Origin of the sequence: Alkalibacterium indicireducens, from assembly GCF_039522005.1 — a bacterium.
Lineage (GTDB): Bacteria > Bacillota > Bacilli > Lactobacillales > Carnobacteriaceae_A > Alkalibacterium > Alkalibacterium indicireducens.
In genome coordinates this window covers 1-17,899 of the sequence record NZ_BAAADA010000057.1, presented here as the reverse complement: position 1 = coordinate 17,899, position 17,899 = coordinate 1, and the positions used below count along the sequence as shown (strand labels likewise).

Here is a 17,899-nt window from a genome sequence, read left to right as displayed (position 1 = left end):
GCTAACAGTTCCTACTGCCAAGTCTGTAGTGGACTTTCACCACCAAGTTGTCGCCCATGCCGGGCGCACGAACGAAAAAACAGCCGACACAGTCGGCTGTTTTCAAATCATCTTATTTAGTTAAGGTGTCCTTTTCGACCTTTCCGTCCTTGACGACATATTGAATGGTATCGGTGTCCGCCAGGCTCGCAATGTCTTCGATGGGATTGCCTTTAACGATGACAATATCGGCCAGTTTTCCTTTCTCAAGGGTGCCGACTTTGTCTTCCCATCCTAAACACTCAGCTGCCGTTTTTGTGGTAGCCACGATTGCTTCCATCGGTGTCATCCCCACATCGGTCATGAGTTCCAGTTCCCTTAAATTGAGTCCGTGAGGCATGACTCCAGCATCAGTACCCATAGCTATTTTAACTCCTGCTTTATGAGCTTTAGCGACACTTTCCTTGTGGATCTCAATGACTTCCTTGGACTTCTCGACAGCTGAATCAGGCATTCCGGATTCTTCAGCAAGTTCCAGAACCGATACTGGCGCCAGCAAGGTCGGCACCAGGAATGTTCCGTTTTCTTTCATCAGATCAATAGCTTCGTCATCGAGAAAGATGCCGTGTTCAATTGAATGGATGCCTGCCCGGACGGCCTGTTTGATTCCTTCAGCTCCCTGAGCGTGGGCCATGACTCGCACACCTTTTCTGAAACGCGCTTCTTCCACAATGACTTTCAGTTCTTCCAGAGAAAACTGGGTAAACTCCGGATGGTCGGTCGGGCTGAGTACGCCACCCGTCGCATGGACTTTAATGACCTCAGCTCCGGCACGAAGCATTTCACGGACTTTCTTCCGGACTTCTTCCACCCCGTCTGCCCGCCCGTCAGGCATCCCCGGATAATTGGCCTGAAGCAATTCAACCGTCTGGCCTGAAGTGGTATAACCATCGCCGTGTCCGCCAGTAATCGTCAGTGCATTGATGCTCAGCTGCAGACGCGGACCGGCTATCAGTCCCTCTTCCACAGCTTTCTTCACACCTAAATCCGCCCCTAATGCATCTCTGACAGATGTGATCCCGGCATACAGTGTTTTCCTCATATACTGGGCAGCCTGATAAAATCTGTAGGAAAAAGGAGTCTCCAGTCGTTTCTGAACTCCTTCAAACTCCATCATGACATGCACATGGGCATCGATAAGTCCTGGGAGGATGGTTCCTCCTCCGGCATCGACTATCGTTTCATCTCCAGTCAAGGTGTATCCTTCCGCTTCTCCTGCGTATAGCAAGGTGTTTCCTTCGAATACGACCAGCCCATCGCTGACCGGCTGTCCCCCTAGTCCGTCAATTAGACGTCCATTTTTTATAGCTGTTTTCCCCATATTATCTCCCCTATTAATTAATGTATCTTCTATTGTATACGAAGTCCAACCGCTTTACTATAATAGGATTAAAAATAAATGGCTTTATTCTAATTTATAAACTCTCATATAATGCTCTGATTTGCTTGAACCTTTACTGAATAATCTGCTCCAAAGCATAGGCCAGTTCCATTAACCGGACATCCTCTCCGTCCTGGCCGATAAGGGTTATGCCAATAGGCTCACCGGTTGCGCGAACATATCCAGGAACGGTGACTGCTGGATAACCGGATGCGGAATAGACAGCAGTGGCATAATTACTTAAAGTCAGAAGAACATCTACGGAGTCAAAGGCTTTTTTCAGTGCCTGTCGTGTAACCATCTGATTGGTTGTGATGATCTGAGTGATGTCTTCAGCAGTCTCTTCAACACCGGCTGACTGAATCAGCAGCTCCTGATTGAAAGGTGCCGTCTGATCTTCCCCTTCTTCTTCATTGAACGCTCTAATTGTCTCGAGAGTCAGTGGATGGGTCCGACTCTGATTGAAAAAAGACTTGATCCCTGTATTGAATTCATACTTCAGAACCGGAACATAGTCTACTTCAAGTGCCTTTTCATCTAAAGAATACTCAGATGGGATCGCTCCGGCTTCTTTCAGCTTCTGCCGAACATCTTCTATGATTTCTTCGTCTTCTTCTCTATAGAGGGACTTGATCGATTCGTTTTCCAGGATACCTGTTTTCACACCTTTAAATCCTGCTTCAGACCACTCTGCTTCTTCTGAAACTGCTGACGCCATTCCCTTGAAAAGCAGATACGTATCCTTGACAGTTTTCGCGATCGGTCCCGCAGTATCATGCGTTTTTGAAATGGGGATAACACCGTCCTGAGAGACCAGACCAAGTGTCGGTTTAAGTCCGACCACACCATTCTGACTGGCTGGATAGATGATAGACCCGGCCGTTTCCGACCCGACGGTAACCGGAGACAGGCTCAAGGCTGCAGCAGCGGCACTTCCTGCACTCGATCCTCCAACATCAAACTGTCCCAATGGATGCATCGTCTGTCCACCTACTGCAGAATATCCATTGGAACTGTCAGTAGACATAAAATTTGCCCATTCGGTCAAGTTTGTTTTCCCCAGAATCAGTGCCCCCTTTTCTTTAAGGAGCTGGATAAGTTCTGCATCTTCCTCAGCTATATAATCTCTAAGAACAGCAGCCCCCGCTGTAACAGGCATCCCCTTCACACTAACATTATCTTTAACGAGGACCGGCATACCATAAAGCAATTCATGCTCGTCATCAAAGACCAGTTCTTCAGCCTCCTGAACGATTGTCTCATTCAAAGAGATGACCGCATTGTACCTTTTCTGTCTGACTGTCTCATTCCAGAAGCACATCGCAATTTCGGCGTATGTAGTTCTGCCTTCTCTGACTAAATTCTGAAGTGTCTGTATATCGCTCGATAGAATCTCCCGTCTCAGTTCATCGCTCAGATGATACTCTTCATGGTCCAGCTCCAATTTGTACCGACTCTTCTTCGTACGAATATGTTGCTTGTCTATCTGCCCCGAAAGATAGTCTTTACTGTTAAATCCCATTAGTTGTCTCCCCTGTTCTATCTAAGTATTTAGTTCCTCATTTTATTATACACAAAATGAGGAAAGAGCCTTTAACATTGTTCAGCGAAGGCCCCTTCCTCTTTCAGTTCCGTTCAGTCATCAAGTTGTGCTAGTCAAAATCACCCGAGTCAAGCAGCTCCCGGACATAGGCCACATCTTTGTCTCCACGACCAGAAATAGTGATGATCACAGGCTCTTCAGGAGAAAATTCATCCGCCAGTTTTTTTACTAAGGCGACAGCATGGGCACTTTCTAGCGCCGGGATGATTCCTTCAGTTTCGGACAGGGTCTTGAAGGCAGACATGACCTCTTTTTTTGATACTGTATAGTATTCAGCACGTCCACTGTCTTTAAGATGACTATGTTCAGGCCCGATTCCCGGATAGTCCAGACCGGCAGCAATTGAATAGGTCGGTGCCGGGTTGCCGTTTTCATCTTGTAGGACAAGGGTTCTGAATCCGTGCAGATTCGCCGCTTTTCCCTTGCTCATCGTCGCTGCTTCTTCAGGCTCCGCCCCGATCAGACGCACATCAGTATCTTCAATATAGTGAGCAAAGGAGCCAATCGCATTGCTGCCTCCACCGGCCACTGCAACAACCGCTGCAGGCAGCCTGCCTTCTTTTTCAAGAATCTGCTTCTTCGATTCCTCGCTGATCACTGACTGGAAATACTTGACGATGGACGGATAGGGATGCGGTCCGACGGCTGAACCGAGGAGATAAAATGTGTGATCATAATTCTCGATCAGATCTCCTAGAGCGACATCAACGGCATCCTTCAACCGCCCTTGTCCTTGCTCGACAGGAACCACTTCTGCTCCGAGCAGCTCCATCCTGAATACATTGAGTGCCTGGCGCTCGGTGTCCAGTTTACCCATATAGATCGTACAGTCCATACCAAACATCGCGCAGGCCGTCGCAGTCGCTACCCCATGCTGTCCCGCTCCTGTCTCTGCAATGATGCGATGCGCACCCATTCGTTTGGCCAGAAGAATTTGTCCCACCACATTGTTTATCTTGTGCGCTCCTGTATGATTCAGGTCTTCTCTTTTAAGATAGATTTTCGGACCGCCGAAACGTTCTGACAACCGTTCGGCGTAGGTCAGGGGATTCTCTCTGCCGACATATTCTTTTAGAATCGACTGATATTCTTTCTTGAACGCGTCATCTTCTCTAGCCTCGTCAAAAGCAGCCTCAATCTTATCCAAAGCTGCCTGAAGGTTTTCAGGGACGAAACTGCCGCCAAATGTTCCAAAAAATCCTTTTGCTGTCTCCATTATCCTTGCACTCTCCTGTTCATTTACTTTTCCCATCAGAAAATCTATTACAGTTAAATAAGCTGGGCTTTTTCTTCTTCAAACAGAGCAAACAGATCTTCCAGCGTCATTTGTGCTTTTTCTCTAGCATTCAGATCCAGTTTGATTCTTCCATTTTCGAGAACGATCAGCCGATTGCCGTACTTCAAGGCATCTTCCATCCGGTGCGTGATCATCAGACAGGTGAGCTGATGAGTTTCGATAACTTCTTGTGTCAGCTCCATCAAGCGCTTTGCCGTTTTAGGATCCAGTGCAGCAGTATGTTCATCCAGAAGCAGGAGCTCTGGCCTTGTCAATGTAGCCATAAGCAGACTCAATGACTGTCTCTGCCCACCGGATAAATGCCCCGTAGGTGTATCTAGATGTTTTTCAAGTCCATTTCCAACTGAGGCACACAGGTTTTGGAATGAGTCTCTTTGAGCCTTCAATTTTCTCGGCAGCAGATACCGCTTCTCCCCTCGTTTCAGAGCGAGCAGCAGGTTTTCCGCTACCGTCATTCGTGGGGCAGTCCCCATTTTAGGATCCTGAAAGACCCGGGCGATATGACGTGCTCTTTTTTCTTCAGGTAGTCTGGTTACTTCCTTATCTTTAATGTAAAGCTTGCCGCTGGTCAGTTCGATCGTGCCGGTGATGCTGTTGAACAAAGTCGATTTCCCTGCGCCATTCCCTCCAAGGACTGTAACAAACTCTCTTTTTCTGATGGTCAGATCTATATGATCCAGAATCGTCGTATTCTTATCGGATTGATTCTGGATCGTTTTAGTTGCTTGCTCTAAAGTCAGTAGTGTTGTCATGGCTTACCCCTCCTTCCTGATCAGTGTATCCAGTTTAAGCGCCTGCCTAATTTGTGGGATCATCAGGCAGACAGCTAGTATGGATGCGCTGAATAATCTGATATAAGTCGTATCGAAGCCGAGTCTGATTACACCGAGAAGAAGCAGCTGATACAGAATGCTTCCGATGACGATGGAAATCAGTCGTTCGCCCAGAGTCACGTCCTTGAAGGCCACTTCCCCAATAATCAGTGAAGCCAGCCCAATGACGATGACACCCGTTCCTCCATTAACATCCGCATAGCCATTATTCTGAGCAATGAGAGAGCCTGCCAGCGCATTGATTCCGTTGGAAAAGACGAGCCCTATAATTTTCATGCGGTCTGTCTGAATGCCGAACGATCGAGCCATTGCTTCATTGTCTCCTGTCGCAATATAGGCCTGACCCAAGCTGGTGTAGAAGAAAAAAAGCAGCAGACCAATCACCAGACTGACTACCACTAGACCGACCACTACTGCGTCGAAATAATTGGGTAAAAAGGCTAGGCTGTTAAATATTCTTGGATGATTTAAAAGACTCAGGTTCGGACGCTGCATCACATACAGCATCACGGAATGCAGTGCCGTCATAACTAGAATACCGGCTAGAATAACTGGGACTTTTCCTTTCGTATACAGGAGACCCGTTACCAGACCCGCGCTCATCCCGGCTAGAACTGCCAGCACCATAGCGAATACGGGAGGCAGTCCATTGACAATAGCTGTAACGGCGACCGCAGCTCCTAAAGGAAACGAGCCTTCTGCTGTCAGATCCGGAAAATTCAGAATCCGATAAGTTGTGAAAATGCCGATGCCGAGTACTGCCCAAAGCAGCCCCTGTGCAATTGCTGATATGACCATAAACTGATTCCCTCTCTTATTCCCTAGTTTCGATGATGACGGCATCCTCCAGAATAGATTCTGGAATGGTGACGTTCAGACGTTCCGCTTTCTTCTGGTTGACCAGAATATCTCCTTCACTCAGGATAAAAATAGGGAACGTACTCGGGTCTTGTCCGTTCAGTACTTCTGCAGCCATCCGACCTGATTCGATCCCCATCTGCGTCTGATTGATTCCAACTGTGGCCAGCCCACCTTGAGCGATCATCAGATCGACTGTCGGAATCAGCGGCATGTCGTAACGGTCCGCTTCACTGACCACGGTGTCGAATGCACTCGCTATCGTATTGTCAGTCGGAAGATAGATCACATCGACTTCCTGAGACATGGATGCAACCATCTGCTGAATATTATTCGTACTTGATACCGTATAAGTGACCGGTTCAAGACCCATAGATTCAATCACTTCTGTTGCCCGTTTTGCTTCAGCCCTGGAATTGTCCTCACCTGAACTGTATAACAGCCCGATCGTTGAGACTTCCGGAAGAACGGCATTCATCAGCTCCAGCTGAGCTTCGACCGGGGCTTGATTCTTCACACCTGTGACATTCGTTCCCGGCTCGTCTTCCGACTCCACCAGACCGGCACCGATTGGATCGGACACGGCGCCCATGATGATTGGAATCTCACTGGTTGCATTGGCAAACGCCTGACTGGCCGGTGTCCCGATACCGATCAGCAGGTCTGCCCCGTCTTCAACAAGAGCTTGCGCCATCGTGTTCATCAGGTTCTGATCCCCTTGAGCATTCTGAAAGTCGATCTCTGCGTTCTCTCCTTCCACATAGCCATGTTCAGCCAGCCCTTCGATTGCCCCCGCCGTAATTTCGTCCAGTGAGGGATGGCTGGTGGTCTGTAGAATACCAATCCTTACTGTTCTCAGTTCTTCGTTCTCAATACCTGCTTGTTCGCTTCCATTATCGCTCCCGCTATATGTAGCCGTGTCGTTATCTGCACTAGTCAGCGAGGCAACAAAGACTCCGATAAGTAAAACTAGAATAGCTCCTAAAGTGATGATCATACCTTTTCTTTTCATGATTGATTGGTCCTCTCTTAATTAGATTCATCAGTTTGTCAGTCAGTTTTTTATTTCGCCAGTCCCAGTCAGATTCCATCTGCATCCACTCCTTTAATTAAGACTCATTTGACTGAAGATTTTTTCCCATCCATTCCTAGTGGTACAAAAAAAGGCAATTTCCACGAATTGAATCGAATCGTGGAAATTGCCTTAAAATAAACAAAAACCACATAGATAACTTATCATCTATGCGGTGTAAAAAAATCCTCGTCAAAGTGAGCCGGCATAGATACAAAATTTAGATTTGTTCTAAACGTTGTATCTATGAAAGAAAGTCTTCATCTATACAACGATCTGCGCCAGCTGTTCCAAGCCATATTCAGTTGTCTGGATTGAGCAGATCGTGTAAGCATACTGACCTTCCTTTCGTCTGTTTTTTAATGTGATTCTCATACTACACCTATGAAATGGATCCGTCAACATCTTTTTTGAGAAATTTAAACTGATTTCAAATTTTTTAAATCACTGGTGGCCAGAAGGGGATTCTACTGTATGTAAATCAATCTCTTTCTTTTTCCTGCTGTCCGGCCTGTTTCAACTTAGTCGGTAAAGAAACCTTCTTCAAAGCTGTCTGTCCACTGCTTATCCTCCTGTTATTTCCTCTACTTTTACTTATGCATAATATAATATCTAATAAAACCGTTTTAATAAATTTATGCAAACAATATATACTGAACATTTCCTACTTATCAAGTTATTTCAGACAACCTTTATTTTTATTCCTTCCTGTTTTCTTTTTTACCAGACATGTTAAACTTGGAAAGAGAGCAAAAGAAAGGTTTGACACATTATGAGTAAACGCGTTGCTATAATTGGAGCAGGAGTCGTCGGTTCTTCTGCCGCTTATGAATTGAGCAAAGATCCTTCTATCGATTTGACGATATATGACGAAGGAACGGGACAGGGAACATCAGCTGCTGCAGGAATAATCAGCCCATGGCTTTCCAGACGTCGAAACAAAAAATGGTATGTCATGGTCAAAGAAGGCGCTGCTTTCTACCCCGACTTTCTTTCTGAAGTCATGCAAGGAAAGGAAATTCCCTCTTCAGTTTACAAGAAAGTCGGCACCCTTCTGTTTAAAAAGAAGCCCGAGTATCTGACTGAAATGCTTGAAATAGGAGAAAAACGACGCCTCGACGCACCGGAAATAGGTGAGCTCGCTATTTTAACTGCCGATGAAATAAGAGAGAAAATCCCACTCTATCAAGGGGAAAATTCAGCACTCTGGGCTTCCGGAGGGGCACGCGTTGACGGTGGCCGGTTAGTTGAGCTGCTTTTATCACGAGCGGTTGAGAATGGGGCTGCAGTGATCAAGAAAAAAGCCCGATTCAAGCGAGCAGATCAGGGCTATTCAGTCCTGACCGACCACTCTGAAGGCATTTTTGATTCTGTCGTTCTCTCCGCTGCAGCCTGGCTCCCGGATCTGCTCGATCCTGCAGGCTATAACGTTGATATCAGGCCACAGAAAGGTCAGCTGGCGGAAGTCCAGCTGGCAGATCATCATACTGAAAACTGGCCGGTCATCATGCCTGAAGGCGAAGCGGACATTATTCCATTTGAAGACGGGAAAGTAGTGATAGGCGCGACGCATGAGAATGACAAAGGATTCAATCTGACGATCGACGAAGAACTAGTCAGCACACTGATCGATGATGCCGCTGCTTTCTTTTCGACAGAACTGCATCAGGCTTCCATTACAGCTTACAGGGCTGGGACTAGAGCCTATACCTCTGACTTTGCTCCATTTTTCGGAGAAGTTCCCGATCTTTCAAACGTGTATGCAGCCAGCGGTCTCGGATCGACAGGCTTGACGGCAGGTCCTTTAGTCGGAAAATGTCTGGCGGATCTTGTTAGACAGCTCTCGCCTCTGCTTCCCGTTGAAGATTATCCAATCGCTGACTATGTCAAAAAAAGAGCTGACTTAATTGTCTGACTCCAGTAAGTAAGGTATACTTTTAAAGTAAGAGTGAGACAGGTAGACAAGGAGAGAGAATCATGAAATCAGATAAAGTAGGCAAAATCATCGGATGGGCCGCCATGGCGATAGCCCTGATCGGATTTTTCATCTGGAATATCCCTCTAGGATTAGCAGCAATCATTTTAGGAACTGTCGGTCTTGCCAGTAATGAAAAAGGGTTGAACTGGACAGCCATTGCTTTCGGAGCGATCGCGATGATTATTGGTATCATATAAATTAAATGCACTGTAGATAAAAGAATCCCCCTTGCAGCAGGACATAGGTCCTTCGCAAGGGGGATTAATTTATTTACCGTTCACCTTTCTTGTACCCTTTATTCTGAAGCGAGGCACTGTAAAGTCCGATACTCAGCGAGAGAACCGCAAGCCCCAGTGAGTAGCCGCCAATGATGTCTGACGGATAATGCACACCCAGATACACTCGGCTGATGCCGATCAGACCAATCAGTGGGATAAGTGTCAACGAAGCGATGATAACGGGTTTCCAGCTTTTACTGGCCCGAATAATCAGAAACAGGAGCGCACCATAAGTAATGATCGAACCCATGGCATGCCCACTTGGAAATGAGTAGCCGCCCTGAACAATCAGATGCTCAACGTGTGTTGGTCGTGGTCGTCTGAAGAAAAACTTGACCAGCTGGTTCACACCTCCGGCTCCGACACTGACTGTCAGAAAATACCAGACCGCCAGTCGCGTGTTTTTTCTGAAACGCCAGATATAGAGAGAAAAAAGGATCGTAAACAGTCCCACGAACCAGACATCACCCAGACGTGTGACAAAGATGAATCCCCATGTCAGAAGAGCTCGTCTCTCTTCATGAAACTCGTTCCCTATCACTTCATCCAGTAGACCGATGAATCCCCAGTCATAAAAACTCATCCAGACTAAAAAGAGAAATGGAATGCTGAGCACCATGGCCAGGATAAACAGATTTTTTGGCTTGCCGAATTTATTAACTATATATTCTTTTGCTTCTTCCATTATTCTATCCTTTCGCAACCTATTTATGTTTTCAATTTACCAGTTTACCGTGTATACATCTGACTTTCAACCGTTACACTCGTGTTCGAAATTCAGACATATCTAAATGCAAAGTGGCTTTGACATGAAGTCTGTCTTCCGGTAAAGTAGTTTAGGGAAACTCAATTTCAACCCATGTTTTTCTCCCTACTATCTGTCTTTCAAGACGGCAAAAAAGAGGAGTACACCATGAAAGTTTTTGATTATGAAGATATACAACTTATTCCGGCGAAATCGATCGTCAGAAGTCGTTCAGAATGTGACACATCCATTACATTAGGCAAGCACACCTTTGCCATGCCTGTAGTTCCTGCAAATATGCAGACAGTAGTGGACGAAGAACTGTCCATCTGGCTCGCAGAAAATAATTATTTCTATGTCATGCACCGGTTTGAAGAAGAAACACGTATGAACTTCATCCGTACTATGCATGAACGCGGTCTGTATGCTTCTATCAGTCTAGGCGTCAAAACAGATGAATATGATTTTGTAAAAGAACTAGCTGAAGAAAATCTTGCACCCGACTACATCACAATCGATGTGGCCCACGGTCATTCTGATCTGGTCATCGATATGATCCGCCACGTGAAGCGCCATCTTCCAGAGACGTTTCTGATTGCCGGTAATGTCGGCACACCAGAAGCCGTACGTGAACTTGAAAACGCCGGTGCAGATGCAACCAAAGTCGGTATTGGTCCGGGTAAAGTCTGCACAACTAAACTGAAAACTGGTTTCGGAACCGGTGGATGGCAGCTTGCTGCTCTTTCTCATTGTTCCAAAGCAGCCCGTAAGCCACTGATTGCCGATGGCGGTATCCGTACTCATGGAGACATCGCAAAATCCATTCGTTTCGGTGCAACTATGGTCATGATCGGTTCCCTGTTCGCAGGACACGATCAGTCTCCAGGAAAAATGGTGACGATCGATGGCAGACCGTATAAAGAATACTTCGGCAGCGCCTCTTCTCACCAGAAAGGCGAGCGTAAAAACGTCGAAGGGAAAAAGATGCTGACAGAATACAAAGGAGATATCGCTGATACACTCCTTGAAATGAAACAGGATCTGCAGTCTTCCATCTCTTACGCTGGAGGGAATGACATTGAGTCGCTTCGTAAAGTCGATTATGTTATTGTTAAAAATTCCATCATGAATGGTGAAAACTATAACGCAAGCGGAATTGATGTGCCGGACAGCTTCGCATCGAGCAATTTCACTTCCTGAACAGAATGACAGACTAATCTGAATAGAATGAGCCCCATAAGTTGATTGAGAGACAGTCAGCTTGTGGGGCTTTGTTTTCCTACTTTTTTATTTCAATTATTATAATCACTAAAATATAAAGAAAAACGAGAAATAAGGCGAGAAATAGTGTCCAGAACGGAAGGTCGAACAACAAGCTCAAAATCAGATAAATCAGCAAGGTAAAAAGGGGATACCATACAATCGTTTTTGGATCGACTTCCATAGGCTAGTCCTCGTTTTCAGTCATAGGCTGGTCTGATTTCTTGCTAATCAGACTCAGGATCTTATCAACAGTATCCTCAACAGACTTGTTTTCAATAATCAGATCTGCTTCTTCTACTGGTTTCAGTTCATCTGTCTGTCTGCTGAAAGATAGACGTTCACAAATTTTCTGTTCACTGTCTCCACGATTTCTCATTCTCTTTTTCATCTCTTCAGTTGAAACATATATAAAGACTACGACAGTTTCTTTTGGAAAAGTCTCTTTCATGGCACGCGCTCCATTTTTATCCAGAGAAACGTGGACGACTCGCTTATTTTTCAGCGCTTCAGTCACTTCCTTCTTTGTCAGACCGTAAAGTGTCTGATTATAGACAGTCTGTTCAATAAAATCATCCGAGTCCAGCTCCTCAACTTTTCTGAAATAGTAATCAACTCCATCTATCTCTCCTTCGCGAGGCTGACGGGTTGTCGTCGTCACCAGTTTCGGTATCCCTTTCTTTGTCAAAAGTTCTCCCACTGTCGTTTTTCCGCTCCCACTTGGTCCAACCAGGACGATGATCCGATTATCGTTCGTCATTATATGCTCAGTCTCCTCTTTATGAAAAGAGAATAGACCGAATCGGTCTGCTTACTCTCTTCACTGGTTATATCTATAGTTATCCGCCTAGCGTGACATCAGTCTCCTGATACCATTCCAGTGCTTCATGCAGATGCTCAACTTTATAGTTCGGCCAGTATTCATCAATGACATAGATATCAGAGTAAATAGACTGGATCGGCAGAAAACCGCTCAAGCGTCTTCGTCCGCCCCATCTCAGGACCATGTCCATACGGGAAATATCTTTAGATGCTATATGGTCGATGACATTATTATCACTAGAAGCTTCTCCATTTTTCAGTCCATAATTTAGATCCCAGTTCCAACCGTAATTGACGAGGAAATTAACTTTCATTCTGCCTTCGCCGAATTTTGTCCGCTTCATTGCATAAGGAAGCAGTTCTTTAGGAAATACTTTGGAATCCGTATTTCCTATGACGAGTAAATCTGCGTCACGTTTTTTCAGTTCATTCACTGAATCGACACATGCTTTCTGAAACGCTTTTGTCTGAAGCGAAGGTCGCTTGACATTATCCATAGTAAAGCCATAATAGGTCATTTCTTCTACACCGAGCTCAAGGCAGGCTTCGTATAATTTGAGCCCAGGTCCGATCCCATGATCATACCCATCATGTTTTTTTAACCCTTTATGGACGGCCCATCTCCTGTTGCCGTCTGGAATCACGCCAATGTGTTTTGGTAAACGTTTATAGTTTTTCATTAATCTAAAAGTCTCCCTCTAATTGTTTTGCAAACATTCCAGAATCAATGGATAAAATGCTTACTACTATCATACCGTTTTTTAGATGGATTCATCAACTAAGAGAACAGTTTTCATTGAAAAAAGTTCTGTATAAACACATTATCAAGAATTCTTCTTCAGTAATCGAAAAGTTTCTTTCTTACACTATAAAAATGACCCTTTAAGCTTTGATTTGTTCATGTTTTATCAATTTAATTAAGCTTTGTTATAATTATAATTTAAATAAATAGCATATATTGTGATTAACTGAGCAATATAGTTCATATATAATAACAGTAAGAATTTAACAAGAAAGGAAGAAAAAATATGAAAGCAGCTGTTGTAACGAGCGACAAGACAGTTGAAGTTAAAGACAAGGATATCAGAGCGATTCGTTCAGGAGAAGCACTCGTTGATGTGGAATTTTGTGGTGTGTGCCACACCGATCTTCACGTTAAAAATGCAGACTTTGGTGACAAGACAGGCGTTACCCTCGGCCATGAAGGAATTGGTGTTGTCAGAGAAGTAGCAGATGATGTCACTAGTTTAAAAGTCGGTGACCGCGTCAGTATTGCCTGGTTCTTCGAAGGCTGCGGCCACTGTGAATACTGTGTAAACGGACGTGAAACGTTATGTCGTGAAGTAAAGAATGCCGGTTATTCTGTGGATGGCGCGATGGCCGAACATTGTATTGTGACCGCTGACTATGCAGTAAAAGTTCCAGATGGCCTGGATCCTGCTGCTGCAAGTAGTGTGACCTGTGCAGGTGTGACAACTTATAAGGCTATAAAAGAGTCTAAAATCAAACCGGGCCAGTGGATTGCGATTTACGGCCTGGGTCGTCTGGGCAACCTTGCTCTGCAGTATGCCAAAAATGTCTTCAATGCTAAAGTCGTAGCGATCGATGTCAACGACACACAGCTTGATTTTGCTAGAGAAGTGGGTGCAGATCTGATCCTCAACCCGACAAAAGAAAATGCTGAGCAAGTTATGCAGGAAAAAATTGGTGGAGCCCATGCAGCTATAGTAACAGCTGTAGCAAAATCCGCCTTCAACTCTGCCATTGACTGTGTTCGTGCAGGTGGTGTTGTCGTCGCAGTCGGACTACCACCGGAAGCCATGGACTTGAGCATCCCTCGTCTGGTACTGGATGGAATAGAAGTCGTCGGCTCTTTAGTCGGTACCCGTGAAGACCTGCGTGAAGCATTTGACTTTGCAGCTGAAGGACTGGTCGTCCCCAAAGTTGAAAAACGCCCGATCGAAGACATTAATGATATCTTCGATGAAATGATAGAAGGTAAATTCAAAGGCCGGATGGTCATTGATATGAATATGTAACTATAAACTTATGCAAAAGGGCTGTTCTGACAACACATTCAGAACAGCCTTACTTTTTTCACAGCATTATCGCTGTCCATGGGTATTAAGAACCTATCAGATTATCAGTTGCCTGTTATGTATAAAAAAGACCCTCACAGCTATAGTGACCTTTAAAAGTTAGAACCGAAAAATCTAACCTTTTGGGGTTGCACACAGCTGAGGGTCTTTACTTTATTCATTTAATTGATGGAATACGCTTTGCTTTCTTCAAGAAAAGCAGCTCGGTCTTTTTCAGGGACCATTGACCCGCCTGTTGCCCAGGCAACATGAGTAGCCTGATCCATTTTATCAGACAGACCTGATGATTCGATGTAGCCCTTGCCATTATCAGTCGTCATCAGACGATAAGGCCCGACCAGCCCAGCGACTGCAGCCGGCTCGAGGAAAATCGATTCAGTGTCATACAGACTGGAAAGCAGCCCATTGAACACACCTTCCTGCACAGAGTACCCGCCACTGAAGAACGTTCTCATCAGTTTAGCAACTAAACCTGATGTGCGTGGAACAGCCAGACCATCGGCGATAGTCAGTCCACCTAGCTGGAAGTCAAAGACGGATACATCATCATATTTTTCAGTCATCAACCCGACAAGCATGCTCGGCATTTTGGTCGGTTCTGCGAAGAAGCAATGCACATGTTCTCCGAAAGCCTGCTTCAGACCAAACGTAATCCCACCTGGAGACCCGCCGATCCCACAAGGCAGATAGACGAACAACGGGTGGTCAGCATCAACAGTGATTCCCTCACGCTCAAGCTGTTTCTTCATTCGGTAGCCGCCTACTGTGTAACCTAAGAAAAGCTCCACTGAATGCTCGTCATCTACAAAATAGCTGTTAGGATTCGCATCAGATTCAGCGCGACCATTTTCTACAGCTTTGGAGAAATCTGTGTCGTGCTCGATAACTTCGACACCTTTGTCTCTTAAATAATCTTTCTTCCACTGCTTGGCTTCTACGGACATATGGACCGTTACGTTAAATCCAAGTTTACGCGCCATCGTCCCTACGCTGATCCCCAGATTTCCTGTTGTTCCTACAGCAATATGGTAGGCGGAGAAAAATTCATTAAATGCTTCACTTGCAAATACAGCATAGTCTTCTTCGGTACTTTCGAGCATTCCTTTTTCAAGCGCAAGATTTTCTGCATGCTTCAGCACTTCATAAATCGCACCACGTGCCTTGATCGTTCCTGATATAGGCAGCAGATCATCACGTTTAAGTAACAATTTGCCGCCTAGAGTCGTTTCAAGTGTGTCATTCAAGTAGTTCTTCATGTCTGAAATTTCTGACACCGGTGATTCTATTATCCCATCAGTGGCTTCAGTTTCCGGGAAAGCTACACGGATGAAAGCTGCAAATCTCTGCAGACGTGCCTCCGCATCCTCAATATCGGCCACCGAGTACTTAGTCTGTTTCGTTGCTTCTTCAACAGGGAGATACATTGAATTGTTCCAAAAGATTTCTTCACTGCTTCTGATGTCAGTCAGTAAAGGGTTTGATGCAATAAGTTGTTCTATATCTGTCATAATTGTTCCTGCTTCCTTTCATAAAAAAACTTCTCTGATTCATTCAAGCTCGTTTATTGTAGCATATTCAACCTGATGAAAAAACCTTAAGGACGGCCTTCTCATCATAAGATAAGAAGGCTTTTACTATTCTGTAAATAAATCGTCACGCTTAAGGGCTTATTATGCGGTAGCCCGTTTTCAGGATTTGTTCGCCAAGTAGTCAGTGATCAGTTCCAGAAAGTCCTCACCGTATTTTTCCAGCTTCGCCTCTCCCACTCCATGAACGGAAAGGAAATCTGCTGGTGTCTGTGGGAATACGGCCGCCATACTCATCAATGCCTTATCTGTAAACACAACAAACGGGGGTTTCCCGATTTCCGCAGCAATGTCTTTGCGTAACGCTCTAAGTTGCTCGAATAGCGTTTCATCGTATTCTTCTACAGCAGCTTGCTTGGTATTGGTTCGCTCAGCCTTCTGGTGTCTTGTCATTAACAGCTGGCTGCGGGCATGTAGCAGATCCACAGACTTCTCCGTGAATTTCAGGATCGGATACTGGTCCCCTCCCACGTGAAGAAACTGCTCGCTCACCATAAGCGCAATGATGTCCTTGATTTCCTGATCAGCTGATTCTTTCATGATGCCGTAAGTCGAAAGGTCATCGAACCCCTGCGCTCTGATTCTCGCATTATCTTTCCCTCTCAAAACATCCGTCACGAGTCCCATCCCGTACTGCTGATTCATTCTGTAGATGCAAGACAAAATTTTCTGGCAGGCTTTGGTCACATCGACAAGTTCCGTTTCTCCATTACAGTTCGAGCAGTTGTCACATGTCTCAAACTGCGGTGTTTCATCAAAGTAGTCCAGAATGATCTTGCGGAGACACTGGCCCGTTTTGCAATAAGAAATGATCGTATTCAGATTCTTCTTTGCATGCGGGTGATTCCCCTGTTCAATCAGTAGATTATTCGTAATGATGTCCTGACTCGAATAGAACAGGACCGCTTCAGCAGGTGCTCCATCTCGTCCGGCACGACCGGCTTCCTGATAGTAACTTTCCATATCAAGCGGCATATTGTAATGGATAACGCGACGCACATTACTTTTGTCGATGCCCATTCCAAAGGCATTTGTCGCAACTATGATAGGGGTCTTATCATACAAAAAGTCTTCCTGATACCGGGTTCGCTCTTCTGGAGTCAGTCCGGCATGATAATACCCGACACCGTACCCCTTTTTCTTTAGAAACGCATGGACCCGTTCTACATTCTTTCTGGTGTTGCAGTAAATTACACTGGATTCTTTATCTTTAAGCAGATCAAGCAGCTTCTGCTGTTTTTTCTTGGGGTGCACAATGGAAAATGTCAGGTTTGGTCGGTCAAAACTGGCTGTGAAGGCGTAAGGATCGTCCAGTTCCAGTTTTTCCGCAATATCTTCTCTGACTTTCTGAGTTGCCGTGGCAGTAAAGGCAGCAAAAGGCGGATACGTCGAACAGTATGCCCGGACTTTTGGAATCGCCTGATAACTTGGACGGAAATCATGTCCCCACTGTGAAATACAGTGAGCTTCATCTACAGCAATCAGATTGATGTTCATCTGACTCAGACGGCTCAGAAAATAATCGTTTTCCAGTCGTTCAGGAGACACATAAAGCAGATCGATCTCGCTTCTGATTGCCTGTCTGATAATCTCGTTCTGCTGATCAAGAGAGAGCTGGCTGGTCAAAAATCCTGCCCGGATGCCCATTGAAAGCAGCCCATCCACCTGGTCTTTCATCAGAGAAATAAGTGGAGAGATAACGAGCGTCAAGCCGTCCATTTCGACAGCAGGAATCTGGTAGCATAGTGATTTCCCTCCACCAGTCGGCATGATTCCCATGACATCCCGGCCGCTCATGATCGCTTCAATGATTCCCTGCTGACCGGGGCGGAAAGAGGTATAGCCATAGTATTGCTTGAGTGTTTGATTAATTGTGTTCACTGTATCGCTCCTAACCATTCAGTTGTGTCACTGTGCATAAACAGACTGATCTATTCTAACATAATAACAGCAGGCCTCAAAGGTCTCATCAAGTGTTATATGTGTAAAGTTATTCTCGGAAATTTATTCTAGAAATCTGAAACGCAGTTTATTGTTTTTGTCTTTCT

At 45.3% G+C, this 17,899-nt stretch carries 15 protein-coding genes; 4 read left to right on the top strand and 11 right to left on the bottom strand.

From position 1 onward, the window contains the following. Window positions 1-112 precede the first annotated feature (112 nt). From ABFX15_RS03945 to trpX, 6 genes are all read right to left on the bottom strand, one after another. Window positions 113-1,360, bottom strand: a complete 1,248-nt coding sequence (locus tag ABFX15_RS03945; RefSeq protein ID WP_346024199.1) for a metal-dependent hydrolase family protein — start codon at window positions 1,358-1,360, stop codon at window positions 113-115. A gap of 133 nt (window positions 1,361-1,493) precedes the next feature. Beyond that, window positions 1,494-2,942 (bottom strand): amidase family protein, encoded by a 1,449-nt coding sequence (locus ABFX15_RS03940; protein ID WP_346024198.1) that lies wholly within the window; start codon window positions 2,940-2,942, stop codon window positions 1,494-1,496. A 130-nt stretch (window positions 2,943-3,072) separates the two neighbouring features. Then, the gene (gene trpB / locus ABFX15_RS03935) at window positions 3,073-4,239 is read right to left on the bottom strand and encodes a tryptophan synthase subunit beta (protein ID WP_346024197.1); all 1,167 of its coding nucleotides are present in this window, start codon (window positions 4,237-4,239) and stop codon (window positions 3,073-3,075) included. A gap of 53 nt (window positions 4,240-4,292) precedes the next feature. Beyond that, complete coding sequence (locus tag ABFX15_RS03930) at window positions 4,293-5,072, bottom strand: ABC transporter ATP-binding protein (protein WP_346024196.1); 780 nt, start codon at window positions 5,070-5,072, stop codon at window positions 4,293-4,295. A gap of 3 nt (window positions 5,073-5,075) precedes the next feature. Further along, the gene (locus ABFX15_RS03925; protein WP_346024200.1) at window positions 5,076-5,951 is read right to left on the bottom strand and encodes an ABC transporter permease; all 876 of its coding nucleotides are present in this window, start codon (window positions 5,949-5,951) and stop codon (window positions 5,076-5,078) included. 16 nt (window positions 5,952-5,967) lie between these two features. After that, window positions 5,968-7,023 (bottom strand): tryptophan ABC transporter substrate-binding protein, encoded by a 1,056-nt coding sequence (gene trpX, locus ABFX15_RS03920; protein ID WP_346024195.1) that lies wholly within the window; start codon window positions 7,021-7,023, stop codon window positions 5,968-5,970. 832 nt (window positions 7,024-7,855) lie between these two features. Here trpX and ABFX15_RS03915 point away from each other — a divergent pair. Together ABFX15_RS03915 and ABFX15_RS03910 are read left to right on the top strand one after the other, a co-directional pair. Continuing rightward, window positions 7,856-8,998: an NAD(P)/FAD-dependent oxidoreductase gene (locus ABFX15_RS03915; RefSeq protein WP_346024194.1), complete on the top strand. Its 1,143-nt coding sequence runs from the start codon at window positions 7,856-7,858 to the stop codon at window positions 8,996-8,998. A 62-nt stretch (window positions 8,999-9,060) separates the two neighbouring features. Continuing rightward, window positions 9,061-9,258, top strand: coding sequence for a hypothetical protein (locus tag ABFX15_RS03910; protein WP_091265521.1), 198 nt, complete (start codon window positions 9,061-9,063; stop codon window positions 9,256-9,258). Window positions 9,259-9,331: 73 nt separating this feature from the next. Here ABFX15_RS03910 and ABFX15_RS03905 read toward each other — a convergent pair whose 3' ends face one another. Further along, window positions 9,332-10,024: a phosphatase PAP2 family protein gene (locus ABFX15_RS03905; RefSeq protein ID WP_346024193.1), complete on the bottom strand. Its 693-nt coding sequence runs from the start codon at window positions 10,022-10,024 to the stop codon at window positions 9,332-9,334. Between the two features lie 228 nt (window positions 10,025-10,252). On the opposite strand from ABFX15_RS03905, the gene guaC reads away from it, so the two are divergent. Continuing rightward, window positions 10,253-11,284, top strand: coding sequence for a GMP reductase (gene guaC, locus ABFX15_RS03900; protein WP_346024192.1), 1,032 nt, complete (start codon window positions 10,253-10,255; stop codon window positions 11,282-11,284). A 247-nt stretch (window positions 11,285-11,531) separates the two neighbouring features. Here the strand turns inward: guaC and ABFX15_RS03895 are convergent, their stop codons facing one another. Further along, a complete protein-coding gene (locus ABFX15_RS03895; RefSeq protein ID WP_346024191.1) occupies window positions 11,532-12,104 on the bottom strand; it encodes a guanylate kinase in 573 nt (190 codons plus the stop codon). Window positions 12,105-12,183: 79 nt separating this feature from the next. After that, a complete protein-coding gene (locus tag ABFX15_RS03890) occupies window positions 12,184-12,846 on the bottom strand; it encodes an undecaprenyl diphosphate synthase family protein (protein WP_346024190.1) in 663 nt (220 codons plus the stop codon). A gap of 348 nt (window positions 12,847-13,194) precedes the next feature. On the opposite strand from ABFX15_RS03890, the gene adhP reads away from it, so the two are divergent. Next, window positions 13,195-14,205 (top strand): alcohol dehydrogenase AdhP, encoded by a 1,011-nt coding sequence (gene adhP, locus ABFX15_RS03885; protein WP_346024189.1) that lies wholly within the window; start codon window positions 13,195-13,197, stop codon window positions 14,203-14,205. Between the two features lie 221 nt (window positions 14,206-14,426). Here the strand turns inward: adhP and dsdA are convergent, their stop codons facing one another. Together dsdA and recQ are read right to left on the bottom strand one after the other, a co-directional pair. After that, on the bottom strand, window positions 14,427-15,773 hold the full coding sequence (dsdA, locus tag ABFX15_RS03880) for a D-serine ammonia-lyase (RefSeq protein ID WP_346024188.1): 1,347 nt from the start codon (window positions 15,771-15,773) through the stop codon (window positions 14,427-14,429). 180 nt (window positions 15,774-15,953) lie between these two features. Further along, window positions 15,954-17,732, bottom strand: a complete 1,779-nt coding sequence (recQ, locus tag ABFX15_RS03875) for a DNA helicase RecQ (RefSeq protein ID WP_346024187.1) — start codon at window positions 17,730-17,732, stop codon at window positions 15,954-15,956. Window positions 17,733-17,899: the final 167 nt, after the last annotated feature.